We start from the raw sequence: 23940 nt of genomic DNA on the forward strand, positions 1-23940 counted from the left end.
GAGGCCATGGCGGCGGTCTCGTCGATCACGGCGGCCACGTGCAGCAGCGCCTTGGAGGGGATGCAACCGACGTTCAGGCAGACGCCACCCAGGGTGGCTTCGCGCTCGACGATGACCGTGTTCAGGCCCAGGTCGGCGGCACGGAAGGCGGCCGAGTAGCCACCGGGGCCACCACCGAGCACCATGACGTCGCACTGCACGTCGGCGCTGCCGCCGAAGCTGGCAGCGGCCGGGGCGGCTGCGGGGGCAGCAGAAGCGGCTGGAGCTGCAGCAGGCGCAGCAGCGGCCGGTGCAGGCGCGGCGGCAGGCGCCGGCGCTGCGGCAGCTTCGCCGCTGGCTTCCACCAGCAGCAGCAGCGAGCCTTCGGCGACCTTGTCACCGACCTTGACCTTGACTTCCTTGACCACGCCGGCCGAGGAAGACGGGATTTCCATGCTGGCCTTGTCGGATTCGACGGTGATCAGGGACTGATCGACCTTGATGGTGTCGCCCACCTTGACCATCACCTCGATGACTTCGACTTCCTTGAAATCCCCGATATCGGGGACCTTGACTTCAGAGAGACTCATTGTCCTGGCTCCGTAATGTTCTGTGGTTCGCTAGTGGCCGCTTACAGCAGCGACTTGCGCAGGTCACCCAGCACCTCGGCCAGGTAGGCCGAGAAGCGCGCGCCCATGGCGCCGTCGATGACGCGGTGGTCATAGGACAGCGAGGTCGGCAGCATCAGGCGCGGGGCGAACTGCTTGCCGTCCCATACCGGCTTGATGATGGACTTGGACAGGCCCAGGATCGCCACTTCCGGCGCATTGATGATGGGCGTGAAGGCGGTGCCGCCAATGCCACCCAGCGAGGAGATGGTGAAGGTCGCGCCTTGCATGTCGGCCGGCTTCAACTTGCCGTCACGGGCTTGCGCGGACAGTTCGCCCATTTCGATGGCGATCTGGCCGATGCTCTTCTGGTCGGCATTCTTGATGACCGGAACCACCAGGCCGTTCGGGGTATCGGCGGCGAAGCCGATGTTGTAGAACTTCTTGAGGATCAGGTTCTCGCCCTTGGCATCCAGCGAGGAATTGAAGGCCGGGAATTTCTTCAGTGCCGAGACGCTGGCCTTGATCACGAAGGCCAGCATGGTCAGCTTGACCGGCGACTTGGACTTGGCGAAGGCATCGTTGGAGGTCTTGCGGAATTCTTCCAGCTCGGTGACGTCGGCTTCGTCGAATTGCGTCACGTGCGGGATCATCACCCAGTTGCGATGCAGGTTGGGGCCGCTGATCTTCTTGATGCGCGACAGGGCCAGCAGTTCGGTCTCGCCGAACTTGCTGAAGTCCAGCGACGGCCACGGCAGCAGGTTCATGCCGGTACCGCTGCCATTGGTGGCAGGGGCGGCGGCGACCGCGGTGGAACCGGCCATGACGCCCTTGACGAAGTTCTGCACGTCCAGCTGCAGGATGCGGCCCTTGGGGCCGGTGGCCGGCACGCGCGAGAGGTCCACGCCGAGTTCGCGGGCGAACTTGCGCACGGACGGCGAGGCGTGGGCCTTGCCGCCGGTGCTGGTGGCCGAGGCGGTGGCGATGGCCGGTGCGGCGGCGGCAGGCGCAGCAGCAGCCGGGGCCGACGCTGCGGGCGCGGCAGGGGCAGCTTCAGCGGCAGCCGGGGCAGGTGCAGCCGCAGGGGCAGCGGCAGGTGCGCCACCGACGGCTTCGATGGTGGCGATGATGCTGCCCTTGGCGACCTTGTCACCCAGCTTGACCTTCAGTTCCTTGATCACGCCGGCGTGGCTGGAGGGAATCTCCATGCTGGCCTTGTCGGATTCCACGGTCAGCAGGGACTGCTCGGCCTTGACGGTATCGCCGACCTTGACCATGACTTCGATGACTTCCACTTCCTTGAAGTCGCCGATGTCGGGGACTTCGATCTCGACCGTACCACCGCCGGCGGCAGCCGCAGGAGCTGCAGCGGCTGGCGCGGGTGCGGGGGCAGAGGCCTGGGCGGCAGCCGGCGCAGCGGCGGCGGCTTGCGGGGCGGCGGCTTGCGGTGCTGCCGCAGCGCCCTCGCCTTCGACGATCAGCAGCAACGAACCTTCGGCGACCTTGTCGCCGACCTTGACCTTGATTTCCTTGACCACGCCCGCCTGGGTGGAGGGGATTTCCATGCTGGCCTTGTCGGATTCGACGGTGATCAGGGACTGATCGACCTTGATGGTATCGCCGACCTTGACCATCACCTCAATGACTTCGACTTCCTTGAAATCGCCGATGTCCGGGACTTTTACTTCGACTTGACTCATCTGATGCGCTCCGTTGTTCTGTTCCCAGGCCCAGGGCCGGGAGGGATATTCGCAGTAGGGAAGGTGCTGCCGCAAAGCCATTGCATCTTAAGCGATCTGGCTGCGGCCCTTCCCGTTTTTGTGGCAGTGCCGGACACGACACATCCCCGCGATCAGCAGGCTGAGGCGGGGATGGTCGGTCGGGCAGTCCTTACACGGTCACCGGGTTGGGCTTGTTGGGATCGATGCCGTACTTGGCGATGGCCTGGGCCACCACTTCGGGCTTGATCTTGCCTTCATCGGCCAGCGACTTCAGGGCAGCCACGGTGACGAAGTGGCGGTTCACCTCGAAGAACTCGCGCAGCTTGGCGCGGGTATCCGAGCGGCCGTAGCCGTCGGTGCCCAGCACCTTGTAGGAGCGGCCCTTGGGCACGAAGGCGCGGACCTGCTCGGCGTAGGTGCGCATGTAGTCGGTGGAGACCACGATCGGACCTTCGGTAGCTTCCAGCGATTGCTCGAAGTAGCTCTTCTTGGCGGTGTCGGCCGGATGCAGCATGTTCCAGCGTTCCACGTCCTGGCCTTCGCGGGCCAAGAGGGTGAAGGACGGTGCGGACCAGACGTCGGCGTCGACCTTCCAGTCGTCGCGCAGCAGTTCGGCGGCGGCGATGACTTCGCGCAGGATGGTGCCGGAGCCCAGCAGTTGCACGCGCAGCTTGTTTTCCTTGCCGCCTTCGTTCAGCAGGTACAGGCCCTTCAAGATGCCCTCTTCCTGGCCTGCCTTGATACCCGGGTGGGCGTAGTTCTCGTTCATCACGGTGATGTAGTAGAACACGTCTTCCTGGTTGGCCACCATGCGGCGCAGGCCGTCATGGATGATCACGGCGACTTCGTGGGCGAAGGTCGGGTCGTAGGGGATGCAGTTCGGGATGGCCGAGGCGAACACGTGGCTGTGGCCGTCTTCGTGCTGCAGACCTTCACCGTTCAGGGTGGTACGGCCGGCGGTGCCGCCGATCAGGAAGCCACGGGCGCGCATGTCACCGGCTGCCCATGCCAGGTCGCCGATACGCTGCAGACCGAACATGGAGTAGTAGGTGTAGAACGGGATCATCACGCGGTTGTTGGTCGAGTACGAGGTCGCCGCAGCGATCCACGAGCTCATGCCACCGGCTTCGTTGATGCCTTCCTGCAGGATCTGGCCGGCCTTGTCTTCGCGGTAGTACATCACCTGGTCCTTGTCGACCGGTTCGTACAGCTGACCGACCTGGCTGAAGATGCCGATCTGGCGGAACAGGCCTTCCATACCGAAGGTACGGGACTCGTCGACCATGATGGGCACCACGCGCGGGCCCAGGTTGGGGTCGCGCAGCAGCGCGGTCAGCACGCGGGAGTAGGCCGCGGTGGTGGAGATTTCACGACCTTCGGCGGTCGGCTCCAGCATGGCCTGGAAGGCCGACAGTTCCGGCACCGGCAGCTTTTCGTCAGCGTGCGGGCGACGTTGCGGCAGGTAGCCGCCCAGGGCCTTGCGGCGCTCGTGCAGGTACTGCATTTCCGGGGTGTCGTCGGCCGGCTTGAAGAACGGGATGCTGGGCAGCTCGGCGTCCGAGATCGGCAGCTGGAAGCGGTCGCGCATGGCGCGGATGGCTTCGTCGTCCAGCTTCTTGGTGTTGTGCGCGGTGTTGCGCGCTTCGCCGGCCTTGCCGAAGCCATAGCCCTTGATGGACTTGGCCAGGATCACGGTGGGCTGGTCCTTGGAGTCCTGCGCGACCTTGAAGGCGGCGTAGATCTTGTGCGGGTCGTGACCGCCACGGGTGAGGCGCCAGATGTCGTCGTCCGACATCTTGGAGACCATTTCCAGCAGCTTGGGATGCTTGCCGAAGAAGTGCTTGCGCACGAAGGCGCCGTCCTTGGCCTTGTAGTTCTGGTACTCGCCGTCGACGGTTTCCATCATCACCTTCTGCAGGATGCCGTCCTTGTCCTTGGCCAGCAGCTCGTCCCAGCCGCTGCCCCAGATGACCTTGACCACGTTCCAGCCGGCGCCACGGAAGTCGGACTCCAGTTCCTGGATGATCTTGCCGTTGCCGCGCACCGGGCCGTCCAGGCGCTGCAGGTTGCAGTTCACCACGATGACCAGATTGTTCAGTTTTTCGCGACCGGCCATGCCGATGGCGCCCATCGATTCCGGTTCGTCCATTTCACCGTCGCCGCAGAAGGCCCAGACCTTGCGGTTGTCGGTCTTGGCGATGCCACGGGCGTGCAGGTACTTCAGGAAGCGTGCCTGGTAGATCGCCATCAAGGGGCCCAGGCCCATGGAGACGGTCGGGAACTGCCAGAATTCCGGCATCAGCTTGGGGTGCGGGTAGGACGACAGGCCATGACCATCGGCTTCGCGGCGGAAGTGGATCAGCTGGTCTTCGGACAGGCGACCTTCCAGGAAGGCGCGTGCATAGATGCCGGGCGAGGAGTGACCCTGGATGTAGAGCAGGTCGCCGCCGTGATCTTCAGTCGGAGCGTGCCAGAAGTGATTGAAACCGATGCCCAGCATGTTGGCCAGCGAGGCGAAGGAAGACAGGTGACCACCCAGGTCGCCGTCCACGCGGTTTGCCTTGACCACCATGGCCATGGCGTTCCAGCGCATCCACGAGCGCAGGCGCTCTTCGTATTCCAGGTTGCCCGGGCAGTGCTCGCCCTGGTCGGCCGGAATGGTGTTGACGTAGGCGGTATTGCTGGAGAAGGGAATATGGGCACCACGACGGCGGGCCAGATCGACCATGCGTTCCATCAGGTAGTGGGCGCGATCCGGGCCTTCCTTTTCGATCACTGCTTCGAGGGCGTCGAGCCACTCCTGGGTTTCCATCACATCGGGATCGTTGGCGGCCTGCGCCAGAACTTGATCGATTTGGGCTGACATGTCATGTCTCCTGGTTGTTGAGAGATCCGTCCGGTCGGATAGACCTGGCGGGTCGGTCGGTTCATTCGGTACGCTGCCGCCGGCAAGTGATGCAGGAAGACCATTCTGTTGCCTGTGCTACAACCCTTCCCCGCCCGCGGGGCAAGGCTTTGGAGGCGGAACAGGCTTAAATGTACGGTCTTCCAGCCGTGTGGACGACGAATTTTATCAGGGAATTTTCGATTTTCAAATTACGATAATCGATTTCATAATGCGAAAATATGCTGCAAAGCGGCATGAATAGGCGCTTTGCGGACCGCGTATTTTTACTGTATCGCTCTGTGAGCGCGGTTTTCTTGCCCTGTTTGCAATGCCGCAAACGCCCCTGGACCACCCGTAGAGTCAGGTCTGGCGGTGTTGTCGTGAAGGAAATTTCATAGCTGGAAGACAATGCAAGGCCCGCAATGCTGTCCACAGGCGCAGACGATCTTGCTGCAGCCGCTGACGCTGGCTACAGAACTTGCACTATATAAATGAAGGGATGTTCAGACCCGGCCGCAGATGGCGCCAACCAATGCTGCTGACAGATGGCGCTCCCTGGTGACGCGATCAGATCGCAATATTGCCCAGCGTACTGGCACGATAGGCCGCGACGAAGGTATCGAAGTCGCCGATCTGGGTGCGCTCGATGTCGCGCTGCGCATCCAGCGAGGCCTGGGCGATGGCCACGAAGTCAGCCGTCTTGGCGGCCGACAGCGGCCGGGCGCGCAGCTGCTCGGCCTGGCGGCGGCTATTGGCCAGGGTGAAGCCGGGGAAGGAGTTGCCGGAGGCGCGGATTTCACGCAGCACCTGGGCCGACGGGGTGGCATCGGGATCGGCCAGCTTGCCGCGCTGCACGGCCAGGCTGTCGCGATGCTGGCTGCCGCCCAGTTGGCGGTCCAGCAGTTCGGCCACCGGTGCCATGCGGTCCAGCAGTTGCTCGCCCCAGTCCTTGAGCAGGATGGATTCGCCCTTGAACTGCAGGTGCAGGCCGGGACGACGACCTTCCTTGACGGTGGCGAGGAAGTTGGCGCGGTTTTCCACGCCCTCCTCGTCCGAGGTCAGGCAGCTCGATTCCAGCGCCAGGAAGTGCAGGAACACGTCCAGGAAGCGCGCTGCCTCCAGGCCGATGCCCAGCGGGTTGAAGGGATCGATGTCCATGCAGCGCACTTCCACGTACTGCACGCCGCGCGCCGACAGGGCCTGCACCGGGCGTTCGCCGCTATTGATGACGCGCTTGGGGCGGATCGAAGAGTAGAACTCGTTTTCGATCTGCAGGATATTGGTATTGATCTGCACCCACTCGCCATCGCGCTTGGTGCCGATGGCTTCATAGGGCGGATACGGTTCGCTGACCGCATCCGAGAGGCTGCGGATGTAGGCCGGCAGGTTGTTGTAGTGCGGCGTGATGTTGGCCTGGGCGTGGTTCTGGTAACCCAGGTCGCTCATGCGCAGGCTGGTGCCGTAGGGCAGGAACAGCGTGTCCTCGGACAGCGTCTCCAGCTGGTGCGGGCGGCCGCGCAGGAAGTTGGTGGCCACCGCCGGCGAGGCACCGAACAGATACATCAGCAGCCAGCTATAGCGGCGGAAGTTGCGGATCAGGGCGATATAGCGCTCGGACTGGTAATCCCGGCGCGACAGCGTGGGGTCGACGGTGTCGTCCTCGTCGCGCAACACCTCCCACAGGTCTTCACTCACCGAGAAATTGTAGTGAATACCGGCGATGCATTGCATGGTGCGGCCATAGCGCAGCGCCAGGCCGCGCCGGTAGACATGCTTCAACATGCCGATGTGGGAACTGCCATACCAGCCGATGGGAATTTCGTCTTCCGGCGGCAGCACGCAGGGCATGGAGGCATTCCACAGGTATTCGCCATCCAATTTGGCATAGGCGAAACGGTGGATCTCGTCCAGTCGCTGCAGCGCATCGGCGATGTCGGGCATGGCCGGGGTGATGAACTCCAGCAGCGATTCCGAATAGTCGGTGGTGATCAAATCATTGGTGAGGGCCGAACCCAGCGCCGGCGGATGCGGTGTGCGGGCCAGATTGCCCTGCTCGTCCACCCGCAGCGTCTCCCGCTCCACACCGCGCAAGCCCTGACTCAGCAGCGCAAGATGTTGCGGCTGGGAAAGCTGTTGCAGGCGGCGGGTGAGGAGATCGGTCATGCGCAAATCCTTGTAACTGGGGGGAAGCCAGGGAGCGGCTTCGTTTGGTTGCGGGAGCATAACCGAAATTGGAAATTCCCGTCGTACGCTACCCCAAATGCCATTGTCGTTCAGAATCGCCACAATCCATTTCCAAAGAGGCAACATTGGCACGATAGCCCGCATGTCGCTCCGTCCCCGCCCTGGCTTTATAATCACGGGTTCCGGCGCCCCCCGCGCCCCAGTCGCCCCGGCTCGCCCGGGAGCTTTCTTCCTAGTCCTGCCTTTTTTGCCCTCATTGCCATGTCTGCCCAACTGATCGACGGAAACCTGCTCTCCCAACAACTGCGCGCCGATGTCGCCAAGCGCGCCGCCGCCCTCACCGCCCAAGGCAAGCAACCCGGCCTGGCCGTGATCCTGGTAGGCGACAGTCCGGCTTCCCAGGTCTACGTGCGCAACAAGGTCAAGGCCTGCCAGGACAATGGCCTTCACTCCGTGCTGGAAAAATATGAAGCCACGATGACGGAAGCCGAACTCCTGGCCCGCATCGACGCTCTCAACCAGGACCCCAAGATCAACGGCATCCTGGTGCAACTGCCGCTGCCGGCCCACATCGATTCGCACAAGGTGATCGAAGCCATCGCGCCGGAAAAGGACGTGGACGGTTTCCACGTCAGCAATGCCGGCCTCCTGATGACGGGCCAGCCGCTGTTCCGCCCCTGCACCCCTTATGGTGTGATGAAGATGCTGGAATCCATCGACTACCCGGTCCGCGGGGCCAATGCCGTGGTGGTGGGCGCCTCCAACATCGTCGGCAAGCCGCAGGCCATGTTGCTCTTGCAAGCCGGCGCCACCGTCACTATCTGTAATTCCAAGACCCGTGACCTCGGCCACCACACCCGCCAGGCCGACATCCTGGTGGTCGCCACCGGCAAGCGCAACATCGTCACCGCCGACATGGTCAAGCCCGGCGCCGTCGTCATCGACGTCGGCATGAACCGCGATGACAACGGCAAGCTGTGCGGCGACGTCGATTTCGCCAATGCCCGCGAAGTTGCCGGCTGGATCACCCCGGTGCCGGGTGGCGTGGGTCCGATGACCATCACCATGTTGCTGGTCAACACCATCGAAGCCGCAGAACGTACCTAAAACCGCATCACCTCCCGAGGGCGCCACGCCGGCGGGAGGCTTCAGAGAAACGAGAACCCATGACCACCACCGACATCGCCGCCAATCCCCTGCTCGACTTCTCGGGCTACGCCCAGTTCGACGCTATCCAGCCGGAACACGTCACCCCGGCCCTGGACAAGCTGCTGGCCGATGCCAGCCGCCTGGTCACCGAACTGGAAGCGCCGATGGCCGAGGTCACCTGGGACAATTTCGTCGAACCGCTGGAGTCGGCCACCGAAAAACTGGGCCGCGCCTGGAGCGTGGTGGGCCACCTGAATTCGGTCATGGATACCCCGGCCCTGCGCGCCACCTACAACGAGAACCAGCCGCGCCTGGTGGAATTCTGGACCTCCCTGGGCCAGAACCTGGCGCTGTTCGAGAAGTACAAGGCGCTGCAGACCAGCCCGGCCTTCGCCTCCCTGTCGGCCGCACGCCGCAAGGTGGTGGACAATGCGGTGCGCGATTTCCGCCTGTCCGGCGCCGAACTGCCGGAAGAGAAGAAGGAACGCTTCGCCGAGATCCAGGAAAAGCAGGCCATGCTGACCACCCGCTTCTCGGAAAACGTGCTGGATGCCACCAATGACTTCGGCCTCTTCGTCGAGGACGAAGCCGAACTCTCCGGCCTGCCGGCCGACGTCAAGCAGGCCGCCCGCGCGGCCGCCGAGAAGGACGGCAAGCCCGGCTACAAGTTCACGCTGCACTTCCCGTCCTATTTCCCGGTGCTGCAATACGCCGACAACCGCGCCCTGCGCGAGAAGATCTACCGCGCCAACGCCACCAAGGCCTCCGAGTTGGGCGCCAAGCCGGAATGGGACAACAGCGGCAACATCGACCAGATCCTGCAGCTGCGCAAGGAAGAAGCGCAATTGCTGGGTTACGCCAACTTCGCCGAGGTGTCGCTGGTGGCCAAGATGGCCAAGTCGCCCTCGGAAGTGATTGCCTTCCTGGAAGACCTGGGCCAGCGCGCCCGCCCCTTTGGCCAGAAGGATTACGAAGAACTGAAGGCCTTCGCCCGCGAAAAACTGGGCCTGGAGGAGATGAAGGCCTGGGACAGCACCTATGCCTCGGAAAAGCTGCGCGAACAGCGCTACGCTTTCTCGGAGCAGGAAGTGAAGCAATACTTCCCCGAGCCCAAGGTGGTGGGCGGCCTGTTCCAGGTCGCACAGCAACTGTTCGGGGTGCAGATCAAGCCCGATACGGCCCCGGTCTGGCACAAGGACGTGAAGTTCTTCCGCATCGAACGCGACGGCCAGCTGGTCGGCCAGTTCTACCTCGACCTGTATGCCCGCTCCGGCAAGCGTGGCGGCGCCTGGATGGATGACGCCCGCGCCCGCCGTCTCACCGCACAAGGCGTGCAGACCCCGATCGCCTATCTGGTCTGCAACTTCACCGAACCTGCCGTGGTCGATGGCGTGGCCAAGCCGGCCCTGTTCACCCATGACGAAGTGATCACCCTGTTCCACGAGTTCGGCCACGGCCTGCATCACATGCTCACGCAAGTCGATGAAGTGGGTGTCTCCGGCATCTCCGGCGTGGAATGGGACGCGGTGGAACTGCCCTCGCAGTTCATGGAAAACTTCTGCTGGGAATGGGACGTGCTGCAGCAGCTGACATCCCACGCCGAGACCGGCGAACCGCTGCCCCGTGCGCTGTACGACAAGATGATCGCCGCCAAGAACTTCCAGTCCGGCCTGCAGATGCTGCGCCAGGTGGAGTTCTCCTTGTTCGACATGCTGATCCACCATGAATATGAAGTCGGTGGCAGCCAGACTGTGCAGCAACTGCTCGACAGCGTGCGCGACCGCATCGCCGTGATCCGCCCGCCCGAGTTCAACCGCTTCCAGCATTCGTTCTCGCACATCTTTGCGGGCGGCTATGCAGCCGGTTACTACAGCTACAAGTGGGCCGAGGTGCTGTCTGCCGACGCCTACAGCGCCTTCGAAGAAGCCGCCGTAACGGGTGGCAACGTGATTTCGCTGGAAACCGGACGCCGCTTCCAGCAGGAAATCCTGGCCGTCGGCGGCTCCCGCCCGGCCATCGAGTCCTTCAAGGCCTTCCGTGGCCGCGAGCCCAGTATCGATGCCTTGCTGCGGCATAGTGGCATGGCGGCCTGAGTCGCTGACGAACGGCTTCGCAAGACGGCCAGCACGGCCCGCCCCGGTGGCGGGCCGTTTTTCTTTGCCCTGGCCGCCGCCACGGATGGCATGCTGCAGCGCGAGCCACTATACTTGCGCCATGACCCGAATCGATTTCCACAGCAACGTCCCGCAAAAGATCGCCTACGTCTGCCGACTGGTGCGCAAGGCGCGTGCGTCCGGCGCCATGCTGGTGCTGCGCAGTCCCGACCGCGCCGAACTGCAGCAGCTGGACCAGGCGCTCTGGAGCTTTTCCGAGCAGGATTTCCTGCCGCACGTGATGGCCGGCGATCCGCTGGCAGCACAGACGCCCATCATCCTCACCGGCGACGACGCCGCCGAAGTGCCGCATCACCAGATACTGATCAACCTCGGCACCGATACGCCAGCCCATTTCGCCCGCTTCGAACGCCTGCTGGAAATCATTTCCGCCGACGGCGCCGACAAGGCCGCCGGCCGCGACCGCTACCGTTTCTACAAGGAACGCGGCTATCCGCTGTCGCACCATGTGGCGGCCTGAACCGTCTGCCCATGCCATGAACCACGACGACAACAGCATCCCTCTCCTCACCGAGATCATCCCGCTGGCACCGGCTGCCCCGGCCGCGCAGGATTACGCCGCGCCGATGCAACCGGGTGCCTTTCACACCCAACCTGCGGCCACCCACTATCAGGCGCCCGCGGCTGCAACGCCCGTAATGTCGCCGATGGCCCCGCCGCCTCAGGTCACGCCGGCCGCCGAGCAGTACCGCCAGTGGGAACAGGAAATCCGCGAAAACGTCCTGCAAAGCCTGCTGGAGCGCGTCGATACCGTGCTGCACCAACACTTGCAGGACCAGATGGCACTGGCGCTGGACCATCTTTCCGATATCGTGATGCAGCGCGTCAAGGAAGGCCTGCACGATGCCCTGGCAGAAACGGTGGAACGCGCCGTAGCCGAAGAGATGGCGCGCTTCTCGTCTTCAAAAAAGTAAATCTGTATGGATTTTTCTTTTCATTTTGAATAAACCATCTACATTCGGCTTTTGATTCACAAAAATTCTGGCCAGTATTGATTACATCGGCAATCACGCTTTTCTTACAATGCTTGCATTGTTCGCATCGTCCAATGGCGGTGTGAAGTCCGAAAAACACCAGCAAGTTCATGCAAAACCGGGAGAGTGGGATGAAAGTGATCGTATTGGGCGCAGGCATTATCGGAACCGCTTCCGCCTGGTTCCTGAAGAAGCAGGGCTACGACGTCACCGTCATCGAACGCCAGCCCGGCGCGGCGCAGGAAACCAGCTTTGCCAACGGTTGCCAGATCTCGGTGTCGCACGCCGAACCCTGGGCCAACCCGGCCGCCCCGATGAAGGTGCTCAAGTGGCTGGGCAAGGAAGACGCCCCCCTGCTCTATCGCTTCCGCCCCGAATGGCTGCAATGGAAATGGGCCGTGGCCTTCCTGCGCGAATGCACCGCCGCCCGTACCGACGAGAACATCCGCAACATCGTCGCCCTGTGCGAGTACAGCCGCCAGACCCTGCAGGCGGTGCGCGCCGAGACCGGTATCCAGTACGATCACCTGACCCGTGGCATCCTTCACTTCTACACTGAAGAAAAGGAATTCCAGGACTCCCTGCCGGCCGCCAAGCTGATGCGCGACCTGGGCTGCCCGCGCGAATCCATCGGGGCCGACGAAGTGGTTCGCATCGAACCGGCACTGGCCTCGATCCGCAACAAGATCGTCGGTGGCGACTTCACCGCCACCGATGAATCGGGCGACGTCTTCAAGCTCACCACGGGCCTGGCCAAGAAGAGCGAGGAAGCCGGCGTCGAGTTCCGCTATTCCACCACCATCACCCGCCTGATCACCGAAGGGGCCGGCGCCGCCGCCCGCGTGACCGGCGTGGAGATCATCAACCCGGATGGCCGCCATGAAGTCCTGACGGCCGATACCTTCGTGGTCGCCATGGGCAGCTTCTCGCAGCAGCTGGTCAAGCCGCTGGGCATCGACCTGCTGCTCTACCCCGGCAAGGGCTACTCGGCCACCTACAAGGTCACCAATCCGGATGCCGCCCCCACCGTCTCGCTCACCGACGACGGCTACAAGCTGGTGGTGTCGCGCCTGGGCGACCGCCTGCGCGTGGCCGGCACCTGCGAACTGAACGGCTATACCCGCGAACTGAACACCACCCGTTGCGAAGCCATCACCCGCCGCACCCGTGAACTGTTCCCCGATGGCTGCGACTACGAGAACCCGACCTACTGGACGGGCCTGCGCCCGCTGACCCCGTCCAACGTGCCGTACGTGGGCAAGACCAAATTCGCCAACCTGTACCTCAATACCGGCCACGGCACCCTGGGCTGGACCATGGGTTGTGGCTCGGGCCGCGCCATCGCCGAGATCGTTGCCGGCCACGTGCCGGAAATCGATTTCGCCTTCACCGGCCTGCCGCGCTGGAACCGCGCGCGCCAGGTGGTGACGCAGGCGGCCTGACCCGAAGCTGCACCTTCCTGCAAAAAGGACCGTAATTTCCGGTCCTTTTTTCATGGGCGCTTGATCTGGGTCAGCGCGGCGCCTCCAAGCGCGAACATTCATATAAAGCAAGATCAGGCGCTTACAAATACGAACATCCCCTTGGTGTAGAATCCCCGCTTGCTCTGCGTCGCCGTGGCTTGGCCGAGGCTCGCGCAGTTTCGGGGATTTCAACTCATCATCGCGCATCTAGCGTCTTTCGGCTACCTTTGCCGTTGATCCTTCCCGAATCGACCCCATCTGGACGAACATCCGTCACTGCATTTTCCTTCACTTGGAAAAGCAGGCAACATCAAAGGACCCTGCAATGAAGTGGGCAATAGTCTTCATCTATATTTTTTCCATCCTGTTCATCCACTTCCGTGGACGGGTGCGCCTGCCCTTCCTGCGCCAGTTCTTCGACCACTCGTCGATCATGTCGCCGATCAACCTCTTCATGTACGCCTTTTCGCGCGTACCGGCGGTGCCGTATCCCGCTGTGAAGGAGTTCCAGGACCTGGCCCTCATCGACCAGAACTGGGAAGTGATCCGCGACGAGGCCGTGGCCCTGCGTGAAATGGCCAAGATCAAGGCCGCCGAAAAGAATGACGATGCCGGCTTCAACTCCTTCTTCAAGGCCGGCTGGAAGCGTTTCTACCTGAAGTGGTACAACGCCAGCCACCCGTCGGCCGAAAAGTTCTGCCCCAGGACGGTGGAAATCCTCAAGCGCATTCCCAGCGTGAAGGCCGCGATGTTTGCCGAACTGGCTCCGGGCGGCACGCTCAATCCGCACCGCGATCCGTTCGCCGGCTCGCTGCGTTACCACCTGGGCCTGGTCACGCCCAATGACGACCGCTGCTTCATCGAGGTCGACGGCCAGCGTTACAGCTGGCGCGATGGCCAGAGCGTGGTGTTCGATGAGACCTTCATCCACTGGGCACAGAACGGCTCCGAGACGAACCGTATCATTCTCTTCTGCGATGTCGAGCGTCCATTGCGTTATCGCTGGGCCGAAGCCATCAACGGCTTCCTCGGTCGCACCATGATGACGGCTGCCGCCTCGCCCAACGAAACGGGTGACCAGACCGGGCGCGTCAACAAGCTCTTCCGTTTCGTGTGGCTGGCCGGACAGTACCGTCGTCGCTTCAAGAACTGGAACAAGACGGTCTACAAGATCACCAAGTTCGGGCTGATCATCGCGGTGGCGCTGATCATCATCTACGCCTGAGGCCTGCCAGGAAACGGGAAAGCCCGGTCTTCGTGCAAATGATATAAAACAAATCGCCGGTCACGCTTGCCCGGCGATTTTTGTATCGGCGATTCGCAAAACGGTGTGAGCGATTGTCACCCTGCGAGAGTACCTAGGGCCTGTTCATATTTAATCTGCGAGATGCGTTGGCCCCAGAAGGCGGGGTGGCAAGGCGCGCGTCAGGGCTGGTGGTGGTGCCACCAGCCCTGACGTGCAACGCCGCCAGCGCGCCTTCTGGGGCCAACCCTCCGGGAGAGGCCGCCAAGCGTCGCCTGCCGTTGTTGCAACTCCTTGCCGTAGCACCACTACGGCGCGTCGCTGCGCCTAGGCAGTCAACGCTTGGCGACCTCTCGCACTCGTAGATTAAATGTGAACAGGCCCTAACGACCTGTCCGGATGTTGGAGCATCTTCCGCAAACCCAATGCGGGTGCGCTTATCCGGGGAGGAGGATGCAACGCCCGGAAGGGCGGAAGTCAAAACATATGCAAGCTCAAGCGTAAGTAAAAATCAAATGCAGTTTAAATTTCCATGCGGAAATGAAACGTGATTTTTCGGTGATGAAATGTAGAAACTGCTTCATCCCTGTGCGTACCAACGTGTAAAATCCTTTTGCTTCCGTGCTAGCTTCATGGCGTGATTCTTGCATCTGGGCTGGGCCGCGTTCTCGGGGAGAGACGCCGCATCCCGGCCGTTGCCGACCACCGCCTCGTACTCGTTGACTGCATGTGAGCGCGTCCGCGCCGAGCGCGACGGACGAAGCGCAAGCCGAGTACCGACCATACATAGAACAATGGGCTCATGCAGGACATCGACGACGAGATGAAAAAACCGCTGCTCAAGCATCTGGTAGAGATCACGGCCCATCGGGAGCATTCCCGCCTGGCCATCTCGGTCATCTCCGCGCTGTACCAGCTCACCGACGTGCAGAGCATCCGCATGCTGGACATCTTCACCATGCGCGACGAGCTTTACGTGCAGGAAAAGATGGTCATCCGCGACGGCACCGTGCACACCATCGCCGAGCATACCAACGACGATCCCAAGGAATCGCTGTCGAGCTATCCGGCGATGACCGCCTGCATCCGCAATCATCTCAACGAATACCAGGAAGTCACGCCCGAGGGCATGCATGTGCTGTGGCTGCCGGTCTGGCTGCACGGCAAGATGAACTCCTGCCTGGAAATCCGCAGCGAACACGCCCTGTCGCCGGCCATGATGGATGTGATCCACGGCATCTTCCACGTCTACTGCAACTACCAGGCCCTGCTGGACTACAGCGAGCGCGATGCCCTCACCGGGCTGTTCAACCGCAAGACCTTCGACGAGCAGTTCACCCGTTACGCCTTTGCCATCGCGCCGCACGAGGCCCACTCGATGGAGAAGGACGAACGGCGCCACGACAGCAACGCCGAACCCAAGGGGCACTGGCTGGCGGTGGTGGACATCGATCACTTCAAGCAGGTCAATGACCGTTACGGCCATCTTTATGGCGACGAAGTGCTGATCCTGGTGGCCAATATCCTGCGCGCCTCGTTCCGTGCGCATGACCGCATCTTCCGTTTCGGCGGCGAGGAATTCGTGATCCTGCTGCGCTCGACCACGCTCTCGGACGCCCGCAAGATCTTCGATCGCTTCCGCCAGAACGTGCAGGAATACGATTTCCCGCAGGTGGGCAAGGTCACGGTCAGCCTGGGCTTCGTCAACATCGCGCGCGAGACGCCGGTGGTGATCCTGGGCCATGCCGACCAGGCGCTCTACCATGCCAAGAAGAGTGGTCGCAACCGCATCTGCTATTACCAGGAACTGGTCAATTCGGGCGTGCTGCGTTCGGGCATCACCACCAACGATACGGTGGAATTCTTTTAGCTCCTGCCCCGACAACACCTTGTCAGCCGGCCGCGCAAGCGGTCTTTTTTTTGCCTGGCACCACCGCCGCAAGCCCCGGCCAGGCTGGCCGAAAGCTCATGCATGGCGTGCATCCGCTCATGTTTTAAAAGCATGAGACAGCACGGCAGCGCTTTCGTATGATCGCCAACGTTCGACGCTCACCGTACGAACTCATCACGCGATCCGCTTGCAGACAAGCATCAGAAACGAAACAGAAGCGTGATCGCCCGTCGCTACCCCATGCGTACCAGGAGACCTATAAAAATGCAGCAGACACACTTCAAGAAAACCGGCGCCGTCCTGATCCTCTCGCTGGCCTGCGCCTTCGCCGCGCACGCCCAGGACAAGAAGCCCAACGTGGTCGTCATCGGCACCGGCGGCACCATCGCCGGCGCGGGCGCTTCCAGCGTGAACACCGCCGCCTACCAGTCGGCCGTGGTGCCGGTGGACAAGATCATCGCCGCCGTTCCCGAGATTTCCAAGATCGCCAATGTGCGCGGCGAGCAGATCTTCCAGATCGGCAGCGAGAGCTTCAATGACGAGCGCCTGATCAAGCTGGGCAAGCGCGTCTCCGAACTGCTGAAGCAGGGCGACGTGGATGGCATCGTCATCACCCACGGCACCGATACCATCGAAGAGACCGCCTACTTCCTTAACCTGGTCCTCAAGAGCGAAAAGCCGGTGGTGGTGGTGGGCTCCATGCGCCCGGGCACCGCGCTGGGTGCAGACGGTGCGCTGAACCTGTATGACGCGGTGCTGGTGGCCGGCAGCAAGGAAGCCGCCGGCAAGGGCACGCTGGTGGTGATGAACGATGAAATCCACTCCGGCCGCGACGTCACCAAGAGCAATACTTTCAAGGTCGAGACCTTCCGCTCGCCCTACGGCCCGCTGGGTTACGTGGTGGAAAACAAGCTGAGCTTCTACCGCCTGCCGGCCCGCCCGCACACCACGCAGACCGAGTTCGACATCGACCAGATCAGCAGCCTGCCGCGCGTGGACATCGTCTACAACTACGGCAACGTGAGCCGCACCGCCTATGACGCCTTCGTCGCCGCCGGCGCCAAGGCCATCATCCACGATGGCACCGGCAACGGCAGCGTGGCCGAACAGATCGTGCCGGTCTTGCAGGAAGTGCGCAGCAAGGGCGTGCAGGTGATCCGCGCCTCGCGCACCGGCAGCGGCGTGGTGATCCGCAACGGCGAGCAACCCGACGACAAGTTCGACTGGGTAGTGACCGACGACCAGAACGCCCAGAAGGCGCGCATCCTGGCCGAACTGGCACTGACCAGGACCAACGATCCCAAGGAACTGCAGAAGATCATGTGGAAGTATTGATCTCACCTGACGTCAGAAAACGATATAAATCGTTTTCGCATTCATGATCTTCTGTTGCTTCTGTTGTTGAAATTGCTCTCGGCCCCGCTTCGGCGGGGCTTTTTCTTGCGCCCTGAACCGCGCATCCTACGACCGGGTGCAGACATCCCCAAGCGTGTCTTCTCACTGGAAAATCTGTCTCTTGGGCCGGGCCGGATCAGGCAGTCCGCACGGCAGGAATTGGCCCCGTCCCGGCGTTCCCAGGACCTCGCCATCGCGCCAGACGATCTCGCCACGCGACAGGGTCAGCACCGGCCAGCCCGTCAGATGCATGCCTTCATAGGGCGTGTAATCGACATCGTGATGCAGCATGCTGTTGCTCACCCGTACCTCGCGATGCGGATCCCAGATGGCAATGTCGGCATCGCTGCCGATGGCGATGGTGCCCTTGCGTGGATACAGGCCATACATCTTTGCCGGATCGGTCGCGGTCAGCGCCACGAAGCGATTGAGATCGATGCGCCCCTTGCCCACGCCTTCGGAAAAGAGGATGGGCATGCGCGTCTCCAGCCCCGGCGTGCCATTGGGGATGTAGCGGAACGGCACTTCCTGGCCGCCCGGTTTCTTGCCCTGCGGATCCTCATAGCGGAAGGGGGCATGGTCCGATGAAAACACGGTGAACAGGCCGCTGGCCAGGCCGTCCCAGACGTATTGCTGGTTGGCCTTGTCGCGCGGCGGCGGACTGCAGACGCACTTGGCGCCATGGTAGCCGTCATCCAGGTGATCGGCCGTCAGCACCAGGTATTGCGGACAGGTCTCGGCATGGATGCGCAGGCCGTGGCCGTGGGCCCAGCGGATCTGTTCGATGGCTTCCCGACCCGAGACATGCACGATCAGGATGGGCACGTCCACCAGCTCCGACAGGGCGATGGCCCGATGGGTGGCTTCGCGCTCCACCATCATTGGACGTGAGTGGGCGTGATACTTCGGTGCCGTCAGGCCGGCTTCTTCCAGCTGGTCGGTGAGCCAGCCGATGCAATCGGCGTTTTCCGCATGGACCATGACCAGGGCCCCTTCCCTGCGCGCCAGCGCCAGCAGGTCGAGGATCTGGCGGTCGTTGAGCTTGAGATCGTCATAGGTCATGTAGATCTTGAAGGAGGTATAGCCTTCACGCACCAGTTGCGGCAGCTCGTGCTTGAGGACCTGTTCACTGGGGTCGCTCACGATCATGTGGAAGGCGTAGTCGATCACCGCCTTGCCCTCGGCCCGGCGATGGTAGTCCTCCACCGCTGCGCGCAGGGAGCCGCCCTTGGCCTGGGCGGCGAACGGGATCACCGTCGTGGTGCCGCCGCAGGCGGCCGAGATCGTGCCACTACGGAAATCATCGGCCATCTTCAGGCCCTCTTCCATCGGCTGGTCGAGATGGCAATGCGCATCCACGCCACCGGGCAGGACCAGCTTGCCGCTGGCATCGATCTCTTCGCGTCCGGGGGCCAGGCCGCAGCCGAGCATGACCACCTTGCCATCCTTGATGCCGACGTCGCATTGCATGATGTCGGAGGCCGTCGCAACGGTACCGTTGCGAATCACCAGGTCAAAGCTGTCCATCTGTTTTCCTTTCGATCAGGCACGCGTCTGTCCCGGCAGCGCGTGCTGCCATGGGCGTGACGCCGCCAACGCCGCCGGCAGGGGCCGGGACGTCAGGCGGGGAGAGAAATTGAGAGTGCGGAGCGAGCGGGCTAGCGCACGTCGCGGAACAGGCTGCCCCAGCCACGAATGCGCGAGGGATCGGCACCGGCCTGTTGCAGCGACTTCCAGACCACGGTGGAGATGGTGTCGTAGATCGGGATGCCGACTTCGCGCTCCAGCTCCTCCACCAGCGGCGCGCCACGCAGGTTGGTGCAGAAGATGGTGATGGCCTGCGGCTTATCCTTGGCCACCTCGCGCACCATGGCACGCAGCTCGGCTGCGCCGACTTCGGAGAAGGAGAAATTGTCCTGCTTGCGCAGATGGCGTTCGGACACGCATTCCAGACCGGAGGCGGCATAGTTCTTGATGATGGCCGCCTGCACCTCGTCAAGGTACGGGGTGACCAGACCGAAGCGCTTCACGCCGGTGATGTCGAAGATCTCGTTGAGCGCCAGTACCGAGGTACAGGCCGGGATGCCGGTCGCCTCGGTGATGCGGCGGCACAGGCGCTCGTCGGCATCGAAGCCCAGCCAGCCCGAGGATGTGCCATTCCAGGCAATGCTGCCGACCTTGGCATGCGAGAGCAGTTCGGCGGCACGCAGGATTTCGCTGTCGTCGAACTGCGCCAGCGCCTGGTTGGACAGCGCAATCTCGGTCACGCGAAAACGGCCGAAGTGGGCGCTGGCCTCGGGGATGTCGGCCAGCATGGCGGTGGTCACCGGTTCCAGCGTGGTGTTGGAAGACGGCGTGAGCATGCCGAGCAGGGTGCGTTGGGTCATCATGTTTCCTTTCAGGCTGCCAACAGGGCGGCATCCGCATGGGCCAGTGCCGATTCCTCGCGGATGAGGCTCAGCACATGGCGCTTGTATTGGTTGAATTCGGGAGTGGTGGTATCGCGCGGACGCGGCAGGTCGATGTTGATCAACTCGCGCATGCGTCCCGGCCGATGCGTCATCACCGCCACCTTGGTGGCCAGGATCAGGGCCTCATCGACGCTGTGGGTAACGAAAACGATGGTGCCTTCGTAACGCTGCCAGAGAGCCACCAGCTCTTCCTGCATCTCCATCTTGGTCTGCGCATCCAGGGCAGCGAAGGGCTCGTCCATCAGGATCACCGAGGGGTTCTGCAGCAGCGCGCGGGCAATGCCGACCCGCTGCGCCATGCCGCCGGAGAGTTCGCTGGGATAGTGGTTCTCGAAGCCCTTGAGCTTGACCGTCTCGATGAAAGGCTGGGCCGCTGCGCGCCGCGCGGCCGCACTCTTGCCCTGCAACTTGAGCGAAAAGGCCACGTTGTCCCAGACCGGCAACCAGGGCATCAGGTTGGCCTGCTGGAACACCATGCCGCGGTCGGCACCAGGACCGGTGATGGCCTGGCCGGCCACCTTCACCGCGCCGCTGGTCGGGAATTCAAACCCGGCGATCATGTTCAGCAGCGTGGACTTGCCGCAACCGGAGGGACCGAGCAGGCAGAGGAATTCCTTCTTCTCCAGCTGCAGGCTGACCTGGTCGATGGCCAGCATGTCGGTGCCGCGCTTGCGGTCCTTGAAGACCTTGACGATATCGTTCAGTTCGATGAATGCCATGATGCGTTTTCCTTGATCGTTGATGCGCAGGCCGGACGGGCACGGGCCGCTCAGGCCTTGCCCTGTACGGTTGCCACATGCTGCCAGCGCAGCATGGAATGCATGATCTGCTTGAGGATCCAGTCCGCCAGGAAGCCCAGCAGTCCGATGCTGATCATGGCCGCGATCACCAGGTCATAGCGCAGGAAGTAATACGAATCCCACAGCGCATACCCGAGCCCGCTCTTGACGGCCACCATCTCGGCGGTCACCGTGAGCATCCAGGCGCTGCCGATGCCGATGCGCAAGCCCGCGAAGATGCTGGGCATGGCGGCCGGCAGGATGACGAAGCGCAGCAACTGGCTTTGCCGGGCACCGGCCATGGCCGCGGCGCGCAACAGGTTGCGGTCAGCGGTTTTCACGCCATGCACGGTATTCATCAGGATCGGGAAGAAGGCCCCCAGGAACACCAGGAAGATGGCCGGCTTGTTGGCGATGCCGAACCAGATGATGGCCAGCGGAATCCAGGACACCGGCGGAATCGGTCGCAGCATCTGCACGGTAGGTTCGATGGTGCGTTCGACCCAGCGCCACCAGCCGATGGCCACCCCCAGCGCAATGCCGGAGACCGCCGCGATCAGGTAGCCGGCGGTCACCCGCAGGCAGCTGGCCATGGCATCGTAGATCCACTTGCCGCTGCTGTCCTGGGCCGCTTCGTTGATGCCGAAGATCCAGTCCATCCAGGTGGCGAACACGCGCGAAGGGGCCGGCAGGAGCGATGCCGGGATCACGCCCGAGCGGGAGAAAGCCTCCCAGAACAGCACCAGCAACAGCGGCACCGCAAAGCGCCACTTGGCTTCCGACAGGGATTGCTTCCATCCACTCATGATGTTTCCTTTGGGGCTAGTGTCGTCGTGAATCAATAACCAAGCTCGGACTTGGGCTTGCCGGTCACGCTCATCAGGAAGCTGTAGTCCATGTTCTTTTCGGCCAGCGCCGAGACATCGCTGGAGACGTATTTCAGATCCTTCATCATCCCGGCAATGGCCTTGGTCTGGGTGCGATACATGCGATAGTCGGGATAGGCGTTGTTGAGCGCCTCGGTAGCAATCTTGGGATCCAGGCCGGTGCCCTTGACGATGCTGTTGATCCAGCCCTGCTTGTCCTTCTGCAAGCCATCGACCAGCTTGACCACCGCGGCCACGGTTTCCTTGACCTCGGCCGGATGTTCCTTGATGACATCCGAACGGGTCACGATCAGATTGGTCAGGCGACCTGCCGCCTGGTCATAGGGATAGGCAAAATGCTTGCCAACGCCGGTCATGCGGATCTGCGAAGCGAACGGTTCCACCGAGCAGATCAGTTCCACCTCGCCACGCGAGAGCGCTGCCGCGTGATCGGAAGGATTGGGGATATTGACGAACTGCACATCCTTGGACGGATCGATGCCATGGCCGGCCAGTTCACCACGCATGTGCAGATCCTGGGCATTGCCGCGCGAGGCAGCGATACGGAAGGGCTTGCCTTCGGCCTTGTATTGCGCGATCAGCTTCTTCAGGCCGGCCCAGTCATCCGAGGCCAGCTTGCTGTCCTTGCCGACCAGCATCTCCGAGCCACCGTTGACCTGGCCCGAGACGGCAACCAGATCGAAGCCCTTGTCCAGGCCGCTGACGTAGGCCAGGTAGGTCACCTGGGCGATATCGACGCTCTTGGACACCAGCGCCGTGAGCGCATCGCTGCCGGCGGTGAAGTTGATGCCCTCGATCTCCACGTTCTGCGCCAGCGCCGGCACCATGGCCATAGACATGCAATGCGCACATTTGGCATAGGCCAGCTTGATCTTGGGCTTGGCCTGGGCCATGGCCGAGCCGGAGCCGAAGGCGGTGCAGGCCAGCAGGCTGGCGAGGGCGACTGTCTTGAAGAACAGGCCGGAGGGGGACTTGCGGACTTGCTGTTGCATGGTTTTCTCCCAGGTGGACATTCGAGGACGACTATTTTGTGACAATCTTGTTTTGCATTGCCACCGTTTATGCAAAGCCTGTGCCAGCCCGGAAATACCCTGTCGCAGTTACTGAGAAATTCCCCCAAACCCCTTGTGGATTGGTACTCATGACCCATCCCTCTATTCGTATTGCCGGGCGGAAACCAGCATGGACGCACCAAAGCAATTCAATGTGAGCATGCCAAAAGAGGGAAAACGCCCCGTCAAAGTGCAGCATTTTGAGCGCTTATTTGTCTGATTATTTTTATCGTTTTGTGACAATCAATTTCCACAATTTTCCGCTATCATGGCGGGCAACCTACGTCTTCGATCCGAAAACCCATGAGCCCGACCAGCACCAGCAGCCCCCGCAGGAAACAGAGCAAGCACGAGCACCCGGACAACAGCCCGCTGCCTGGCCAGGCGTTCAGCGTGCGGCCACTGGCTGGGGATGCCATCTATGAAAGGATAGTCGGGGCCATCATGGAACATCGCCTCACGCCCGGCACCAAGCTGGTCGAGGAGAAGTTGGCGGGCATCTTCGGCGTGAACCGTACCCGCGTACGGGAAGTGCTGGCGCGCCTGGCGCATGAGGGCCTGATCACAACCATCCCCAACCGCGGCGCCTTCGTGGCCAGCCCCACCCCGGAGGAAGCCCGCAACATCTTCGCTGCGCGCCGCCTGTTGGAACCGGCCCTGCTGCGTCATCTGTGCGAGCACACGCGACCCGAGCACATTGCCTTGCTGCGGGCCCACGTGGCCGAGGAAGCCAAGGCGCGGGCGAGCAATGACCGGCGCGCCATTATCCGGCTCTCGGGAGAATTCCACATCCGCATCGCCGACATGGTGGACAACCCGGTGATGAGCAAGATGATGCGCGAACTGGCCTCCCTGACCTGTCTCATCATCGTGCTGTACGACTCCCCGACGGTGCCGGCCTGCACGCACGATGACCATGGCGACATCATCGATGCCATCGCAGCAGGCCGCGCCGAAGAGGCGGTGGCGACCATGCTGGCGCACCTGCACCATATCGAGAGCGTGCTGGATATGTCCACCCCGCTGGGCGAGGATGACGATCTGGAAGTGCTGCTGGGCGTGGTATAGAACCGCCCGGCAGCT

The 23940-nt window shown here is 62.5% G+C and carries 18 protein-coding genes; 9 read left to right on the forward strand and 9 right to left on the reverse strand.

From position 1 onward, the window contains the following. The 4 genes from VE092_RS21550 to gshA all read right to left on the reverse strand — a co-directional run. On the reverse strand, positions 1-569 hold a 569-nt coding region (locus tag VE092_RS21550; protein ID WP_324879970.1), incomplete at its 3' end, for a biotin/lipoyl-containing protein. Positions 570-610: 41 nt separating this feature from the next. Next, on the reverse strand, positions 611-2287 hold the full coding sequence (gene aceF, locus VE092_RS21555; protein ID WP_324879971.1) for a dihydrolipoyllysine-residue acetyltransferase: 1677 nt from the start codon (positions 2285-2287) through the stop codon (positions 611-613). Positions 2288-2477: 190 nt separating this feature from the next. Then, positions 2478-5174 (reverse strand): pyruvate dehydrogenase (acetyl-transferring), homodimeric type, encoded by a 2697-nt coding sequence (gene aceE, locus VE092_RS21560; protein WP_324879972.1) that lies wholly within the window; start codon positions 5172-5174, stop codon positions 2478-2480. A gap of 588 nt (positions 5175-5762) precedes the next feature. Further along, on the reverse strand, positions 5763-7358 hold the full coding sequence (gene gshA, locus VE092_RS21565) for a glutamate--cysteine ligase (protein ID WP_324879973.1): 1596 nt from the start codon (positions 7356-7358) through the stop codon (positions 5763-5765). A 282-nt stretch (positions 7359-7640) separates the two neighbouring features. On the opposite strand from gshA, the gene folD reads away from it, so the two are divergent. The 8 genes from folD (at position 7641) to VE092_RS21605 (ending at position 17608) form a co-directional block, all read left to right on the forward strand. Further along, a complete protein-coding gene (gene folD / locus VE092_RS21570) occupies positions 7641-8486 on the forward strand; it encodes a bifunctional methylenetetrahydrofolate dehydrogenase/methenyltetrahydrofolate cyclohydrolase FolD (protein ID WP_077237849.1) in 846 nt (281 codons plus the stop codon). A 59-nt stretch (positions 8487-8545) separates the two neighbouring features. Continuing rightward, on the forward strand, positions 8546-10621 hold the full coding sequence (locus tag VE092_RS21575) for a M3 family metallopeptidase (protein WP_324879974.1): 2076 nt from the start codon (positions 8546-8548) through the stop codon (positions 10619-10621). A gap of 121 nt (positions 10622-10742) precedes the next feature. Continuing rightward, positions 10743-11162, forward strand: a complete 420-nt coding sequence (locus tag VE092_RS21580; RefSeq protein ID WP_324879975.1) for a DNA polymerase III subunit chi — start codon at positions 10743-10745, stop codon at positions 11160-11162. Between the two features lie 16 nt (positions 11163-11178). Then, positions 11179-11616 (forward strand): hypothetical protein, encoded by a 438-nt coding sequence (locus VE092_RS21585; protein ID WP_324879976.1) that lies wholly within the window; start codon positions 11179-11181, stop codon positions 11614-11616. Between the two features lie 191 nt (positions 11617-11807). Then, positions 11808-13118: a D-amino acid dehydrogenase gene (locus VE092_RS21590; protein WP_324879977.1), complete on the forward strand. Its 1311-nt coding sequence runs from the start codon at positions 11808-11810 to the stop codon at positions 13116-13118. A 346-nt stretch (positions 13119-13464) separates the two neighbouring features. After that, positions 13465-14364 (forward strand): lipid A hydroxylase LpxO, encoded by a 900-nt coding sequence (lpxO, locus tag VE092_RS21595; protein ID WP_324879978.1) that lies wholly within the window; start codon positions 13465-13467, stop codon positions 14362-14364. An 820-nt stretch (positions 14365-15184) separates the two neighbouring features. Then, positions 15185-16252: a GGDEF domain-containing protein gene (locus VE092_RS21600; protein WP_324879979.1), complete on the forward strand. Its 1068-nt coding sequence runs from the start codon at positions 15185-15187 to the stop codon at positions 16250-16252. A 285-nt stretch (positions 16253-16537) separates the two neighbouring features. Beyond that, positions 16538-17608, forward strand: a complete 1071-nt coding sequence (locus tag VE092_RS21605) for an asparaginase (RefSeq protein ID WP_324879980.1) — start codon at positions 16538-16540, stop codon at positions 17606-17608. 162 nt (positions 17609-17770) lie between these two features. Here the strand turns inward: VE092_RS21605 and hydA are convergent, their stop codons facing one another. From hydA to VE092_RS21630, 5 genes are all read right to left on the reverse strand, one after another. Further along, positions 17771-19195, reverse strand: coding sequence for a dihydropyrimidinase (gene hydA / locus VE092_RS21610; protein WP_324879981.1), 1425 nt, complete (start codon positions 19193-19195; stop codon positions 17771-17773). Between the two features lie 131 nt (positions 19196-19326). Further along, the gene (locus VE092_RS21615) at positions 19327-20055 is read right to left on the reverse strand and encodes a maleate cis-trans isomerase family protein (RefSeq protein WP_324879982.1); all 729 of its coding nucleotides are present in this window, start codon (positions 20053-20055) and stop codon (positions 19327-19329) included. 11 nt (positions 20056-20066) lie between these two features. Continuing rightward, positions 20067-20858: an ABC transporter ATP-binding protein gene (locus VE092_RS21620; protein ID WP_324879983.1), complete on the reverse strand. Its 792-nt coding sequence runs from the start codon at positions 20856-20858 to the stop codon at positions 20067-20069. 50 nt (positions 20859-20908) lie between these two features. Continuing rightward, on the reverse strand, positions 20909-21724 hold the full coding sequence (locus tag VE092_RS21625) for an ABC transporter permease (protein ID WP_077237840.1): 816 nt from the start codon (positions 21722-21724) through the stop codon (positions 20909-20911). Between the two features lie 32 nt (positions 21725-21756). Then, the gene (locus VE092_RS21630; protein ID WP_324879984.1) at positions 21757-22797 is read right to left on the reverse strand and encodes an ABC transporter substrate-binding protein; all 1041 of its coding nucleotides are present in this window, start codon (positions 22795-22797) and stop codon (positions 21757-21759) included. Between the two features lie 363 nt (positions 22798-23160). Here VE092_RS21630 and VE092_RS21635 point away from each other — a divergent pair, with 363 nt between their 5' ends. After that, positions 23161-23925 carry a GntR family transcriptional regulator gene (locus tag VE092_RS21635; protein WP_077237838.1) on the forward strand — a complete coding sequence of 255 codons (765 nt, stop codon included), beginning with the start codon at positions 23161-23163 and terminating at the stop codon, positions 23923-23925. Positions 23926-23940 lie beyond the last annotated feature (15 nt).

Source organism: Herbaspirillum sp. (assembly GCF_035644555.1).
In the GTDB taxonomy this organism is placed as follows: domain Bacteria; phylum Pseudomonadota; class Gammaproteobacteria; order Burkholderiales; family Burkholderiaceae_D; genus Herbaspirillum.

Coding starts and splice junctions, on each gene's coding strand:
- aceF (WP_324879971.1), bottom strand. CDS start 2,287: ATGAGTCAAGTCGAAGTAAAAGTCCCGGACATCGGCGATTTCAAGGAA.
- aceE (WP_324879972.1), bottom strand. CDS start 5,174: ATGTCAGCCCAAATCGATCAAGTTCTGGCGCAGGCCGCCAACGATCCC.
- gshA (WP_324879973.1), bottom strand. CDS start 7,358: ATGACCGATCTCCTCACCCGCCGCCTGCAACAGCTTTCCCAGCCGCAA.
- folD (WP_077237849.1), top strand. CDS start 7,641: ATGTCTGCCCAACTGATCGACGGAAACCTGCTCTCCCAACAACTGCGC.
- VE092_RS21575 (WP_324879974.1), top strand. CDS start 8,546: ATGACCACCACCGACATCGCCGCCAATCCCCTGCTCGACTTCTCGGGC.
- VE092_RS21580 (WP_324879975.1), top strand. CDS start 10,743: ATGACCCGAATCGATTTCCACAGCAACGTCCCGCAAAAGATCGCCTAC.
- VE092_RS21585 (WP_324879976.1), top strand. CDS start 11,179: ATGAACCACGACGACAACAGCATCCCTCTCCTCACCGAGATCATCCCG.
- VE092_RS21590 (WP_324879977.1), top strand. CDS start 11,808: ATGAAAGTGATCGTATTGGGCGCAGGCATTATCGGAACCGCTTCCGCC.
- lpxO (WP_324879978.1), top strand. CDS start 13,465: ATGAAGTGGGCAATAGTCTTCATCTATATTTTTTCCATCCTGTTCATC.
- VE092_RS21600 (WP_324879979.1), top strand. CDS start 15,185: ATGCAGGACATCGACGACGAGATGAAAAAACCGCTGCTCAAGCATCTG.
- VE092_RS21605 (WP_324879980.1), top strand. CDS start 16,538: ATGCAGCAGACACACTTCAAGAAAACCGGCGCCGTCCTGATCCTCTCG.
- hydA (WP_324879981.1), bottom strand. CDS start 19,195: ATGGACAGCTTTGACCTGGTGATTCGCAACGGTACCGTTGCGACGGCC.
- VE092_RS21615 (WP_324879982.1), bottom strand. CDS start 20,055: ATGACCCAACGCACCCTGCTCGGCATGCTCACGCCGTCTTCCAACACC.
- VE092_RS21620 (WP_324879983.1), bottom strand. CDS start 20,858: ATGGCATTCATCGAACTGAACGATATCGTCAAGGTCTTCAAGGACCGC.
- VE092_RS21625 (WP_077237840.1), bottom strand. CDS start 21,724: ATGAGTGGATGGAAGCAATCCCTGTCGGAAGCCAAGTGGCGCTTTGCG.
- VE092_RS21630 (WP_324879984.1), bottom strand. CDS start 22,797: ATGCAACAGCAAGTCCGCAAGTCCCCCTCCGGCCTGTTCTTCAAGACA.
- VE092_RS21635 (WP_077237838.1), top strand. CDS start 23,161: ATGAGCCCGACCAGCACCAGCAGCCCCCGCAGGAAACAGAGCAAGCAC.